11 protein-coding genes are annotated in these 12,541 nt (G+C 61.2%); 6 read left to right on the top strand and 5 right to left on the bottom strand.

What is annotated here, in order from left to right; genetic code table 11:
• The first annotated feature begins 166 nt into the window (after positions 1 to 166).
• Entirely contained in the window at positions 167 to 1,015 is an 849-nt protein-coding gene (locus QMK55_RS07010) for a cache domain-containing protein (RefSeq protein WP_320328931.1), read from the top strand.
• Positions 1,016 to 1,275: 260 nt separating this feature from the next.
• Here QMK55_RS07010 and QMK55_RS07005 read toward each other — a convergent pair whose 3' ends face one another.
• Together QMK55_RS07005 and pobA are read right to left on the bottom strand one after the other, a co-directional pair.
• Positions 1,276 to 2,793 carry an MDR family MFS transporter gene (locus QMK55_RS07005; protein ID WP_320328930.1) on the bottom strand — a complete coding sequence of 506 codons (1,518 nt, stop codon included), beginning with the start codon at positions 2,791 to 2,793 and terminating at the stop codon, positions 1,276 to 1,278.
• Positions 2,794 to 2,873: 80 nt separating this feature from the next.
• On the bottom strand, positions 2,874 to 4,067 hold the full coding sequence (pobA, locus tag QMK55_RS07000) for a 4-hydroxybenzoate 3-monooxygenase (RefSeq protein ID WP_320328929.1): 1,194 nt from the start codon (positions 4,065 to 4,067) through the stop codon (positions 2,874 to 2,876).
• A 177-nt stretch (positions 4,068 to 4,244) separates the two neighbouring features.
• Here pobA and QMK55_RS06995 point away from each other — a divergent pair, with 177 nt between their 5' ends.
• Entirely contained in the window at positions 4,245 to 5,129 is an 885-nt protein-coding gene (locus QMK55_RS06995; RefSeq protein WP_102354984.1) for a helix-turn-helix domain-containing protein, read from the top strand.
• 128 nt (positions 5,130 to 5,257) lie between these two features.
• Here QMK55_RS06995 and QMK55_RS06990 read toward each other — a convergent pair whose 3' ends face one another.
• On the bottom strand, positions 5,258 to 5,434 hold the full coding sequence (locus tag QMK55_RS06990; protein ID WP_007964044.1) for a hypothetical protein: 177 nt from the start codon (positions 5,432 to 5,434) through the stop codon (positions 5,258 to 5,260).
• Positions 5,435 to 5,565: 131 nt separating this feature from the next.
• Positions 5,566 to 6,471 (bottom strand): LysR family transcriptional regulator, encoded by a 906-nt coding sequence (locus QMK55_RS06985; RefSeq protein WP_218244968.1) that lies wholly within the window; start codon positions 6,469 to 6,471, stop codon positions 5,566 to 5,568.
• A 114-nt stretch (positions 6,472 to 6,585) separates the two neighbouring features.
• On the opposite strand from QMK55_RS06985, the gene QMK55_RS06980 reads away from it, so the two are divergent.
• A complete protein-coding gene (locus QMK55_RS06980) occupies positions 6,586 to 7,464 on the top strand; it encodes an MBL fold metallo-hydrolase (protein WP_102354986.1) in 879 nt (292 codons plus the stop codon).
• A gap of 45 nt (positions 7,465 to 7,509) precedes the next feature.
• A complete protein-coding gene (locus QMK55_RS06975; RefSeq protein ID WP_320328928.1) occupies positions 7,510 to 8,124 on the top strand; it encodes an NAD(P)-dependent oxidoreductase in 615 nt (204 codons plus the stop codon).
• A gap of 124 nt (positions 8,125 to 8,248) precedes the next feature.
• Here the strand turns inward: QMK55_RS06975 and QMK55_RS06965 are convergent, their stop codons facing one another.
• Complete coding sequence (locus QMK55_RS06965) at positions 8,249 to 9,130, bottom strand: LysR substrate-binding domain-containing protein (RefSeq protein ID WP_102354988.1); 882 nt, start codon at positions 9,128 to 9,130, stop codon at positions 8,249 to 8,251.
• Positions 9,131 to 9,360: 230 nt separating this feature from the next.
• Between QMK55_RS06965 and QMK55_RS06960 the strand changes: the two genes are divergently transcribed.
• Both QMK55_RS06960 and QMK55_RS06955 read left to right on the top strand, forming a co-directional pair.
• On the top strand, positions 9,361 to 10,998 hold the full coding sequence (locus tag QMK55_RS06960) for a 5-guanidino-2-oxopentanoate decarboxylase (RefSeq protein WP_320328927.1): 1,638 nt from the start codon (positions 9,361 to 9,363) through the stop codon (positions 10,996 to 10,998).
• Positions 10,995 to 12,446: an aldehyde dehydrogenase family protein gene (locus QMK55_RS06955; protein WP_320328926.1), complete on the top strand. Its 1,452-nt coding sequence runs from the start codon at positions 10,995 to 10,997 to the stop codon at positions 12,444 to 12,446. Before QMK55_RS06960 ends, QMK55_RS06955 begins: the two co-directional genes overlap by 4 nt.
• Positions 12,447 to 12,541: the final 95 nt, after the last annotated feature.

The raw sequence follows: 12,541 nt of genomic DNA, 5'->3' as shown, positions 1-12,541 counted from the left end.
GATGGTTTGGGGGCTGCTACGCAGCCCATCGGGATAAATCCCCTCCCCACAGGCAAGCCCCCTCGCCACAGACATCTGCTGCAATCTTTCGATATGCACTGAATATCCATACATCACCCCAAGCCGTCTACGCTCTTGAAACACCAACAAGAACGAGGGATGCGTTATGGGGTTTTTGCATAAAGTGGCGTGGCTCGGTGTGATGTTTCTGGTGGGGGCAGGGCAGGTCAACGCCGCCACCACACAAAAAAACGATAGCAACGCTGCCATCGCGTTGCTGGAAAAGGCCCTGGCCTATTACCACGACAACGGCGACAAGGCCTTCGCCGCGTTCAGCCGTCAGGGCGAGTTCGTCGACAAGGATCGCTACGTGTTCGTGGTCGACACCAAGGGCGTGATGCTCGCCAGCGGCGGGCCATCCTCTGCCTTGATCGGGCGTGATGTCAGCGAAGTGCTCGGGCCGGATCTGCAAAAGGCCTTCAAGGATGCGCTGCTGGTGCCCGAAGGCAACGGCATCCAGCAAGCCGAATACCGCTGGCAGAATTGGGCGGACGGCAAGGTCGAGCGCAAGCATGTCTACTATCAGCGCATCGGCCAGCGGATCCTCGCGGTCGGCTATTACCTGCCACGGGCTTCGGCAGAACAGGCCAAGACCCTGCTCGACAAGGCTGCGACCGATCTGGGCAAGGACGAAAAGGGCACACTGACGGCCATCAACTCGCTCAAGGGCGGTTATCTGCAGGATGACCTGTACGTGTTCGTGGTCGATCTGAACACCCAGCGCTATGTTGCCCACGGCACCAATCTGCGGCTGATCAACACTGATTTCAGCAAGATCAAGGACCCGGAAGGCAAACCGGTTGGCGAGCCGATCCTGGCGCTGATCGCCAAGCAGGATGACGGCGAATACGAATACCGCTGGAAAAATCCGGTGACCGGCAAGGTCGAGGACAAGCATGCCTACCTGAAGAAGGTCGGGCACTTTCTGGTAGCGGTGGGTTACTACAGCCCTTGAGTGAAGCACTCGCTACTGTGGGCAATGCTGTTCACTTAAGTCGCAGACCGAAAGTTTTTGATCTTTGGTACTGAGGCGAAGCCCAAGAAAAACGGCGCTTTCCCATTTTGGGGTAAGCGCCGTTTTTCCTTGAGTGAACAGCATTGCGCTACTGTGGGAGGGGGCTTGCTCCCGAAGGCGGTGCGTCATCAACAGTGATGTCGACTGACACACCTTCATCGCGAGCAGGCTCACTCCTATAGGGTTTTATGGTGTTGCTGTTATTTGGCGCCGTGCTCCCGCCCGCGCAGCAGGTTGTTCGGCATCGCGATCGCTGCCGCCAGCCCCAGCAACGACACTGCCGTGCTCACCCACAGCAAATGCCGGAACGTCACCGAAAGCTCGGCGCGCAAGGCGTTCTGCGCATCGCCCGGGGCCGCGTTCAAACCGTCGAGCAGTACGTTGCCCGAGTGCCCTTCGCTGATCAGTGAATTGCTCGCCAGATGGGCGAAACTCGAGTCCTGCAAGAGGGCCAGCAACAGCGCCGACATCAACGCTACTCCCACCGCGCCACCCAGTGAGCGGAACAGGTTGGTGGTGCTGGTGGCGACGCCGATGTCGCGTTGTTCCACCGAGTTCTGCGTACCGACCAGCGACGTCGGGAATTGCATGCCGCCAGCGATGCCGCTGAGCAACATGAACAGACCGCTGAGCAGCGTCGCTTCGGGTGGACTGAACGCCATGCCGAGAATCGAGAGCGGCATCAGGATCGCCCCGGTCAGGATCTGCGGTTTGTAGCGCCCGGTGATCGACGTGCGCCGGCCGGCGAAATAGGCACCGATCGGCAAGCCCATCGCCAACGGCAACAGGTGCAACGCGGCACTGTCGGCCCCGGCGCCGGTGACGCTCTGGAAGCGCAGCGGCATCAACACGATCAGCGAAATCGCCTGGAAACTGGTGAAGAAAATCGTGCACCAGCACAGCAACGCATTGCGGTTGGTGAACAAGTGCATCGGCAGCAGCGGCTCCCGCGCCCGACGTTCATGCCAGACGAACACCGCCAGCACCAGCACCGCACAGGCGAACAATCCGAGTACTTCGCTGCTGCGCCACGAATGGCCCTGGCCGACCTGAGTGATGCCCAGCAGCAACGCCGTCAGGCCGATGATCATCAGCAGGGTGCCCAAGTAGTCGATGATCGGTTTGCGCTGCGGTATCGGCAGCCCACGCAGGTTGCGCCGCGCTACCCAATACGCGCCAAGCCCCAGCGGCAGGTTGATCAGGAACACCCAGCGCCACGACAGGTATTCGGTCATGTAGCCGCCGAGCACCGGCCCGGCGACGCTGGCCACCGCGTACATGCTGCTGAAGTAACCCTGATAACGGCCGCGTTCGCGGGGCGGGACGATGTCGCCGATGATCGCCTGGCTGACTGAAATCATCCCGCCGGCGCCGATGCCTTGGAGAATCCGCGCCAGCACCAGTTGTTCCATGCTTTGCGCCATGCCGCAGAACAGCGAAGCGAGGGTGAACAGGCCCATGCCGAATAGCATCAGTTTGCGCCGTCCGTACAAATCGCCGAGCTTGCCGTAGATCGGCACGGCCACGGTCATCGCCACCATGTACCCGGAAATCACCCAGGCCAGCAGGCTGACGTCCTTGAATTGTGCGGAGATGGCCGGCATCGAGACGGCGACGATGGTCTGGTCCAGTGCGCCGAGAAAGATCGCCAGCATCAGCGCGACCAGCACGCTGCGAATGGCCGGTTTGGGTGTTTCAGGCTGGTGAAGATTGGTCACGGGCGGAACCTGCGGGCAGTGAGGATCCCGCAGGTCGCAAGGCGAGCGGGAGATGCTCGCCAGTGTAAGTCGATAGCAGGCTATTCGATAGCCTCATACGGAAGTCCGACGTAATTTTCTGCAATGGTTTTTCGACCCGCTTCTGAGCTGACGAAGTAGTCCAGTTCCGAGGCGCTGATCCGCTGGCTGAAATCGTCATGCTCCTCGAAACGGTGCAGCATCGAGGTCATCCACCAGGAAAACCGCTCGGCTTTCCACACCCGGCGCAGGCAGATCTGCGAGTATTTCTCCAGCAGGTCGGTGCGGCCCTCGCGATAGACCTTCAGCAGAATGTTGAACAGCGTACTGACATCGCTGGCGGCCAGGTTCAGGCCCTTGGCGCCGGTGGGCGGAACAATGTGCGCGGCATCGCCGAGCAGAAACATCCGCCCGTACTGCATCGGCTCGACGACAAAACTGCGCAGCGGCGCGATGCTTTTTTCAATCGACGGGCCAGTGACCAGTTTTTCGGCAAGCGCCACCGGCAGGCGGGTTTTGAGTTCATCCCAAAAGCGCTGATCGGACCAGTCGGCGACGTTTTCCTCGGCCGGCACTTGCAGGTAATAACGGGTGCGCGTGGCCGAACGCATGCTGCACAGGGCAAAACCGCGTTCGTGACGGGCGTAGATCAGTTCCTCGTGCACCGGCGGGGTGTCGGCGAGAATCCCCAGCCAGCCGAACGGATAGACCCGTTCGAAAATCTTCAGGCAGTCCTCCGGAATCGACTGCCGGGCGACGCCATGAAAGCCGTCGCAGCCAGCGATGTAATCGCAATCCACGCGCCAGGTTTCGCCGTCCTTTTCGAAGGTGACAAACGCCTCGTCGCTTTTCATGCCGTGAGGAACGACATGGCTCGCCTCGTAAATCGTCGGTGCACCGGCCTCCCGACGAGCGGCCATCAGGTCACGAGTGACTTCGGTCTGACCGTAAACCATGACGGATTTTCCGCCGGTCAAACCCTGCAGATCGATGTGGGCCAGACGTCCATCCAGCGCCAGGTCGAAGCCGGTGTGCACCAACCCTTCGGCATCCATGCGCGCACCCACGCCGGCCTGGCGCAACAGCTCTACCATGCCTTGTTCAAGCACGCCGGCGCGAATTCGCCCGAGTACATAATCGGGCGTCTGGCGTTCAAGGATCAGGGTGTCGATGCCAGCGTTGTGCAACAACTGGCCGAGGAGCAATCCGGAGGGACCGGCGCCAATGATGGCGACTTGGGTTTTCAGCGTTTTCATTGTTTTTATGACTCGCAAGCTTCACGCGGTATGAGCCGGTGAATAATTTTTATGGATCGAGTGCTTGCATTTTTCCCTTGCGGGTCTGTCAATTGAAGGTGAAAACTGAGCCGATACCTGTACATTCTGCCAATCGGTGCGATTATCGCCCGCAACCTCGAGGCCTGGATTGAAGTGATGAACAAGCCTGACCTGCCTTCGATTCCGGTGTTCAAGCTCTACGGTGAAAGCCTGGACTGGCCGACCCCTGACTTGCTGCACTGTGAAACCATTTCCAAACGCAGCCGCGAACATCAATGGGAAATCAAACCCCACCGCCACGCCGATTTGTGCCAGTTACTCTTCGTTTTCAAAGGTCAGGCAGAGCTTGAAATCGAAGGACAACGCACGCAGCTCGATCAACCGGCGATTCAGATCCTGCCGCCGCTGTCGGTGCATGGTTTTCGTTTTTCCGAGGACGTCGAAGGTTTTGTCGTCACCCTCGCCAATCCGTTGATCAATCACCTGCAGGCGCAACTGGGCAACTCGGTGCACGCCCTGGCGCAGCCCGAGCACTACCCGGCGGGCAAGGATGCGCAGTACCTGAACAGTCTGTTTTCAGCGTTGCAGGCCGAATACAACGGCCATCAGCCGGCGCGAGACATGCTCATGCATTCGCTGGTCAGCGTGATCATGGTCTGGGTCAGCCGTCAGGCGCTCGTGCGCCATAACGCCAGCCAGCGTCCGCAACGCCAGCGCGAATACCTCAACGGTTTCATTCAATTGGTGGAGGAGACTTACCGCCAGCATGTGAAGGTTGAAGACCTGGCCCATCGCCTGGGCATATCGGTCTCGCACCTCAACGGTACTTGCCGGGAACTGGCAGGGCAGCCAGCGCTGCAGATCATGCACGAACGCCAGTTACTGGAAGCCAAACGGTTGCTGACGTACACCAGCATGACCATTTACGAGATGTCGGAGTTGTTGGGGTTTTCCGATCCGACCAACTTCACGCGCCTGTTCCGGCGTAGGGTTGGAATTTCGCCAAAGGCGTTTCGCGACCGGCTGAAGGCCGAACAATAATTCAAACACACCTCCCTGTAGAAGTGAGCCTGCTCGCGATAGCGGTGTATCAGTCAAAATTTATCTGAATGATCCACCGCTATCGCGAGCAGGCTCACTCCTACAAGGGGAAATCCGTGTCTGCTCGATCAGCGCAGTGCATTGAGCGTCGCGTTGTGCGGAATGCAGCGCTCGAAATTGCAGCTGGCGTATTCGCGGGGCAGTTGTCGCAGTTGCTCGACCCGCCAGGCCGCGGTGCCGTACAGCGCCAGCGTGGCGGCGCAGGTGATGAAAATCGCGAAGTACCTTCTTGTTCTGATGTTCATGGCGTGGACCTCTGAACGCATACCCTGCGGTATTACTTTCAGCATAGGTCAGCGGCACAGAGTTTCCAGCCACGGCTCCCGCGTATGTGACATACCATTCAGAATACGGATAACACCCTGTGGGAGCGGATTTACAGGCCCATATCCCATTTGGGATTTTCCGGGAATCGTTCGACAAGAAAATCCAGCATGCTGCGCAGCGCCGCCGGCATGTGCTTGCGCGAGGCGTACACCGCGTAGATGTTCATCTGCCGTGGCTCGGCATCGGGCAGCAGGCGCACCAGTTCACCGGCATGCACGTGCACCCCGGCCTGATAGGTCGGCAGCATCGCCACGCCTGCACCGGCCAGGGTTGCGCGCAACAGGGTGCTGGCCTCGTTGGCGCTGATGTTGCCTTGCACCGGCACCGACACCGGTTCGCCGTGCTCGTCGAAATGCCACAGGCTTTTGCCGAAGTACGAGTGGGTCAGGCAATTGTGCCGGCTCAGGTCCTCGACCCGTTGCGGTGGCGGGTTGTCCCGCAGATAAGCCGGCGCGGCGCAGACCACCGAACGGCACACCGTCAGGCGTCGGGCGATCAGGTTCGGGTCCAGGTCATTGCTGGTGCGGATCGCCAGATCGATGCGCTCATCCACCAGGTTCACCGTACGATCGAGCATCTGCAGGTCGATGCTGACCCCGGGGTAGCGCTTGACGTACGCCGCCATGGCGTCGGCCAGTTGCGCTTGGCCGAACGAGGTACTGACGCTGATGCGCAGCAGTCCGCGCGGTGCATCGTGGGGTTCGCTGACCGCCGCCTGCATGTCGCTCGAGAGTTCGAGCATCTGCCGGCAGCGCGGCAGGATTTCGCTGCCAGCGGCAGTCAGGCTCAACTTGCGCGTGGTGCGGTGCATCAGGCGCGCGCCGACCCAGTCCTCCAGCTCGGCCAGATAGCGCGACACCACTGGCCGCGACAGGTCCAGGTGATCGGCCGCCGCCGACTGGCTGCCCAGGTCCACCACCGTGACAAACACCCGCATTGCTTGGAGACGATCCATGATTTGCCCGCTTTCAGAAACAAACTATGTTCAAGCATCGCATTTTTTGTATCGAGTCAGGCAACTAAGCTCTGTCCCATCGCCAAACACGGCATTCAGACAACGGAGCAACAGATGATCGGCTTCACTACCCTCAAGCGCGTTTTGCTGGCTACCGCCACCCTCGGTTTCGCAGCGCACGCTGCTGCCGCCAACTTGAGCCTGGATGTCTACAACCCGGGCACCCAGGCGATTTTTCCGGTGACCTCGGTGCTGGTCAGCGGCGAGAAAGACGCGATTCTGGTCGACGCCCAATTCGGCAAGTCCCAGGCCGAGCAAGTGGTGGAAAAGATCCGCGCCAGCGGCAAACACCTGACCACCATCTACATCAGCCACGGTGACCCGGATTACTACTTCGGCCTCGACACCCTGACCAAGGCCTTCCCCGACGCTGTGGTTTTGGCCTCGCAGCCGACCGTGGATCACATCAACAAAACCGTCGAAGGCAAGCTCGCTTTCTGGGGCCCGAAAATGGGCGCCGACGTGCCGGCCAAAACCATCGTGCCGGGCGTGCTCAAGGGCGACAGCCTGATGCTCGAAGGGCAGAAACTGCAGGTGGTCGGCCTTGAAGGCAAACAACCGGATCGCAGCTTCGTGTGGATCCCGTCGCTCAAGGCCGTGGTCGGTGGCGTTGTGGTCGCCGAGAACATCCATGTGTGGATGGCCGATACCCAGACCGCGCAATCCCACGCCGACTGGCTGCAAACCCTGCACTCGATCCAAACCCTGAAGCCGAAAACCGTGGTGCCCGGTCACTACCTGGGCGAGAGCAGCCGCTCGCTGGCTAGCGTGAAATTCACCGCCGACTACATTAAGGCTTTCGACGAAGAAACCGCCAAGGCCAAGGATTCCGCCGCACTGATCAAGGCCATGCAAAAGCGCTACCCGAAACTCGGCGAAGAAAGCTCGCTGGAGCTGAGCGCCAAAGTCGCCAAGGGCGAGATGAAGTGGTAACCCGATTCTGAAAACGCAGCACTCTCAAGCCAACTGGAGAATGTCATGAGCAAGATCGCAATTATTGGTGCCACCGGCCGTGCCGGCAGCCAACTGCTGGAAGAAGCCCTGCGTCGCGGCCATAGCGTTACCGCTATCGCCCGTGACACCTCGAAGATCGGCGCGCGTGCCGGTGTCGTCAGCAAGAATCTCGATGTGCTGGATTCGGCGGCGCTGCAAGCCGCAGTGGCCGGTCACGATGTAGTGATCAGCGCCGCACATTTCGCCACCGTACCCGCCAGCGCCGTGATCGACCCGGTGAAGCAGGCGGGCGTGAAGCGTCTGTTGGTGGTCGGCGGTGCCGGTTCGCTGTTGCTGCCGGACGACACTCGCGTGATCGACAGCGCCGGTTTCCCCGCCGAGTACAAAGCCGAGGCCAGCGCTGGCGCGGCATTCCTCGATGCACTGCATCAGGAGAAGGACCTGGACTGGACCTTTCTGTCGCCGTCGGCAGAGTTTGTCGAAGGTGAGCGCTCCGGCACCTTCCGTGTCGGCAAGGATCACTTGCTGGTGAGTGCCGCAGGTCGCAGCTGGATCACCTTCGCCGATTACGCGATTGCGCTGATTGACGAAGTGGAAACGCCGAAACATTCGCGTCAGCGGTTTACGGTCGGGTATTAAGCAACGACGCAGACCCAATGTGGGAGCGGGCTTGCTCGCGAAGAGGGAGTGTCAGTCGACCTCAACGGTGAATGACACACCGTATTCGCGAGCAAGCCCGCTCCCACAGGTTTTTTGGGGTGTTTCAGCGGGTATGCGCCTGCTCCACCAGCCAGATCATCAATTCCTCCAGCTGCGGCGAGGCTTTCCCGCCCTGCGGCATCACCACGTAGTACCCCAACCCCGTCTTCACCTTCAACTCAAACGGCATCACCAACCGTCCGGCGCGCAGGTCATCGCCGATCAACGACCAGTCGCCAATCGCCACCCCCGTCCCGTGGGACGCCATCGACATTGCCTGATCCAGAGTCTCGAAATGCTGCCCCATGTTGACGTTGCCCAACTGCAATTGGGCAGCGGTCAGCCACACGGTCCAGTCCTGCGTGTCACGGGTTGGATGCAGCAGCAGATGCTGTTGCAGGTCGGCCGGCTCGGACAGCGCCGGAGGGCCTTTCAATAGCGCTGGCGAACACACCGGAGTCAGTTGCTCGTCGAACAGGTGCAGGGCGGTCGATGAGTTGTCCGGCGGCATGCCGTAGATCACTGCCGCATCGAATTGCTCGCGCTGAAAGTCCACGCCATGGGCCAGCGTGGTGGTCAGTTTGACCGGCACGTCCGGTCGTTCCTTCTGCCATTGCAGCAAGCGCGGCACCAGCCAGCGCATCACGCAGCTCGGTGCCTTGAGCTGCAGGGTTTCACGCTTCAGACCAATCTGCTCGGTGGCTTCGCTGATCAGGCCGAAAATCTTCTCCACCCGTGGCAGCCATTCACGCCCTTCGGCGGTCAGCTCCAGGCCTCGGGCCAGACGAATGAACAACTCATACCCCAGATGATCCTCCAGCCCGGCGATCTGCCGGCTCACTGCACCCTGAGTGATGTGCAACTGCTCGGCTGCCCGCGTGAAGTTGCAGCACTGCGCGGTGATCAGAAACGTATGCAGGGCGGGCAGGGGAGGCAGTCGTTTCATGTGGATCCAAGGTATGACGTGAGGACATGGCTAGTATGACTTTTAATCGATTGTTGCCGCTACCTGCCGCCCGTTCAATGAGCCCATTCCACCCGAATCAATGTGGGAGCGAGCTTGCTCGCGAATACGGTTTTCCATTCAGCATTGATGTGGCTGATACACCGCTTTCGCGAGCAAGCTCGCTCCCACATTTGGCACGGCGTATTGATCAAACAACAAGGGCAATCGACATGGCGACGTGTGGCGAAGTACTGGTCAAGTTACTCGAGGATTATGGGGTCGAGCAGGTGTTCGGCATTCCCGGGGTGCACACCGTGGAGCTGTATCGCGGGCTGGCCCGTTCGAGCATCAACCACGTCACCCCACGGCATGAACAGGGCGCCGGCTTCATGGCTGACGGCTATGCGCGCACCAGCGGCAAGCCGGGTGTGTGCTTCATCATCACCGGCCCGGGCATGACCAACATCACCACCGCGATGGGCCAGGCCTACGCCGACTCGATCCCGATGCTGGTGATCTCCAGCGTGCAGACGCGCAGCCAGTTGGGTGGCGGTCGCGGCAAGCTCCACGAGCTGCCGAACCAGAGCGCGCTGGTCGGCGGCGTGGCTGCGTTCTCCCACACCCTGATGTCGGCGGCGGAGTTGCCGGGCGTGCTGGCCCGTGCCTTCGCACTGTTCCAGGCCGGGCGTCCACGTCCGGTGCACATCGAAATTCCGCTGGATGTTTTGGTGGAAGAAGCCGATGAACTGCTCGCCAGCGTCCCGGTGAATATCGACCGCGCCGGGGCTGCACCGGCGGCCGTACGGCGCATGACTGAACTGCTGGCCGGCGCTCGGCGCCCGCTGATCCTCGCCGGTGGCGGTGCCATCGATGCCGCAGTCGAACTCACCGAACTGGCCGAGCTGCTCGACGCCCCGGTGGCGCTGACCATCAACGCCAAAGGCATGTTGCCGTCCAGCCATCCGCTGCTGATCGGTTCGACGCAAAGCCTGATCGCGACCCGTGCACTGGTGGTTGATGCCGACGTGGTGCTGGCGATCGGCACCGAGCTGGCCGAAACCGATTACGACGTGACCTTCGCCGGCGGCTTTGAAATCCCCGGCAAGTTGCTGCGCATCGACATCGACGCCGATCAGACCGTGCGCAACTATCCGCCGCACGTGGCCTTGGTCGCCGACTCGCGCAACGCCGCACAAGCGCTGCTCAGCGCACTGTCGCATCAGTCGTTGGCCGAGCGTCGCAACGATTGGGGGCAGGTGCGGGCGGCGCGTCTGCGCGATGATCTGGCCGCGACCTGGGATGCGCCAACGCTGGCCCAGACGCGTTTCCTTGAAACCGTTCTGCACGAGTTGCCGGAGGCGGTGTTCGTCGGCGACTCCACGCAACCGGTCTACACCGGCAACCTCACCTTCAACCCGGAACGACCACGCCGCTGGTTCAACTCTTCCACCGGGTACGGCACCCTCGGTTACGCCTTGCCGGCGGCGATCGGCGCATGGCTCGGCGGCAGCATCGAGAGCGGCGCCCGTCCGCCCGTGGTGTGCCTGATCGGAGACGGTGGTTTGCAATTCACCTTGCCGGAACTGGCGAGCGCCGTCGAAGCGCGTACTCCGGTGATTATCCTGCTGTGGAATAACCAGGGTTACGAAGAGATCAAGAAGTACATGGTCAACCGCGCCATCGAGCCGGTTGGCGTCGACATCTACACCCCGGACTTCATCGGTGTGGCCAAGGCCCTGGGTTGCGCCGCCGAAGCGATCAACTCGGTTGAACAACTGCGTAGCGCGCTGCGTGCCGCAACCGATCGGCAGGGCCCGACCCTGATCGAAATCGACCAGACCCAATGGATGCAGGCGGTGGCCCAATGATCAATTTCCCAACCACACTCGATGGCCTGTACATCAACGGCCAATGGTCGGCCGGTCGCGAGCATCTGCGGGTGATCAACCCGGCCACCGAAGCGCTGCTGACCACGGTCAATGGCGGTGACGAGCAAGCGGTCGATCAAGCGGTCGCCGCAGCCACGGCAGCGTTCAAGGACTGGTCGAAAACCACTGGCGCCGAGCGCGGCGCAATTCTGCGCAACATCGCCAATGGCGTGCGCAACGGTCGCGATCATTTGATGAAACTGCAGTCGAGCAACAACGGCAAGCCGCAGTTCGAAGCGGCGATCGACGTCGACGATGTCATCGCCACGTTCGAGTACTACGCCGAACTCGCCGAAGGTCTCGACGCCAGACAGGACAGCAATGTAGCGCTGCCCAGCGACGATTTCAGCGCACGCCTGCGCCGCGAACCGTGCGGAGTAGTCGGGCTGATCGTGCCGTGGAATTTCCCGATGGTCACCACCGCATGGAAACTCGCACCGGCGTTGGCCGCTGGCTGCTGCGTGGTGCTCAAACCGTCGGAAGTCACGCCGCTGCCGGAGCTGGAACTGGCGGCGATCATCGCCGAGTCCGGTCTGCCCAAAGGCGTGTTCAATCTGGTCTGCGGCACCGGTCTGGCGGTCGGTGCGCCGCTGTCGGCTGATCTGCGTATCGCGAAGATTTCCTTCACCGGCAGCAACGCCGTCGGTGTGCAGGTGATGCAGCGCGCGGCGGAAACCGTGAAGGGCGTGAGCCTGGAACTGGGTGGCAAATCTTCGCTGCTGGTGCTTGAAGATGCCGATCTGGAGCTGGCGGTGGAACTGGCTTGCGGCGGTGGTTTTTTCAACGCCGGGCAGATGTGCTCGGCCACCAGTCGGGTGCTGGTCGCCGATGAGCTGGCCGAGGAATTCCTCGAGCGTCTGCAAAAACGCGCGCAAGCGATTCGCGTGGCTGACCCGTTCGATCCGGACGTGGAGATGGGCGCGCTGGTGAATCAGGCGCAATACCAGCGTGTGCTCGGGCACATCGACCTTGGCCTGAGCGCTGGCGCGAAGCTGGTGTGCGGCGGTAATCGTCCGGCGGATCTGCCGCGCGGATATTTTTTGCAGCCGACCGTGTTCACTGACGTGCCCCTCGACAGTGCGCTGTGGTGCGAAGAGATTTTCGGCCCGGTGCTCTGTGTGCGCTGTTTCAGCAGCGAAGCCGAGGCAATCGCCCTGGCCAACGACAGCCAGTTCGGCCTCGTCGCCAGTGTGGTGACGCGTAACGCCGAAACTGCTGAGCGGGTCGCTAATGCCCTGCAGGCGGGGCTTGTATGGCTCAACGCGCCGCAAGTGATCTTCCCGCAGACGGCGTGGGGTGGCTACAAGCAGAGCAGCATCGGCCGCGAATTGGGACCGTGGGGCCTGGCTGCTTTTCAGGAAATCAAACACGTGATCCGGGCGCTCTGAACGCCCGAAAACGGTGAGCGCATGCCTCGCAACGAGGCATGCGTGGGTGTCATGGCTTCGATGAGTTTTTATCGATAGTCAGGTGTATTGCACGA

Origin of the sequence: Pseudomonas sp. P8_229, assembly GCF_034008635.1 — a bacterium.
Taxonomy (GTDB): domain Bacteria; phylum Pseudomonadota; class Gammaproteobacteria; order Pseudomonadales; family Pseudomonadaceae; genus Aquipseudomonas.
This window is presented reverse-complemented; position numbering and strand designations above follow the sequence as displayed.

Coding starts and splice junctions, on each gene's coding strand:
- QMK55_RS07010 (WP_320328931.1), top strand. CDS start 167: ATGGGGTTTTTGCATAAAGTGGCGTGGCTCGGTGTGATGTTTCTGGTG.
- pobA (WP_320328929.1), bottom strand. CDS start 4,067: ATGAAAACGCTGAAAACCCAAGTCGCCATCATTGGCGCCGGTCCCTCC.
- QMK55_RS06995 (WP_102354984.1), top strand. CDS start 4,245: ATGAACAAGCCTGACCTGCCTTCGATTCCGGTGTTCAAGCTCTACGGT.
- QMK55_RS06990 (WP_007964044.1), bottom strand. CDS start 5,434: ATGAACATCAGAACAAGAAGGTACTTCGCGATTTTCATCACCTGCGCC.
- QMK55_RS06985 (WP_218244968.1), bottom strand. CDS start 6,471: ATGGATCGTCTCCAAGCAATGCGGGTGTTTGTCACGGTGGTGGACCTG.
- QMK55_RS06980 (WP_102354986.1), top strand. CDS start 6,586: ATGATCGGCTTCACTACCCTCAAGCGCGTTTTGCTGGCTACCGCCACC.
- QMK55_RS06975 (WP_320328928.1), top strand. CDS start 7,510: ATGAGCAAGATCGCAATTATTGGTGCCACCGGCCGTGCCGGCAGCCAA.
- QMK55_RS06965 (WP_102354988.1), bottom strand. CDS start 9,130: ATGAAACGACTGCCTCCCCTGCCCGCCCTGCATACGTTTCTGATCACC.
- QMK55_RS06960 (WP_320328927.1), top strand. CDS start 9,361: ATGGCGACGTGTGGCGAAGTACTGGTCAAGTTACTCGAGGATTATGGG.
- QMK55_RS06955 (WP_320328926.1), top strand. CDS start 10,995: ATGATCAATTTCCCAACCACACTCGATGGCCTGTACATCAACGGCCAA.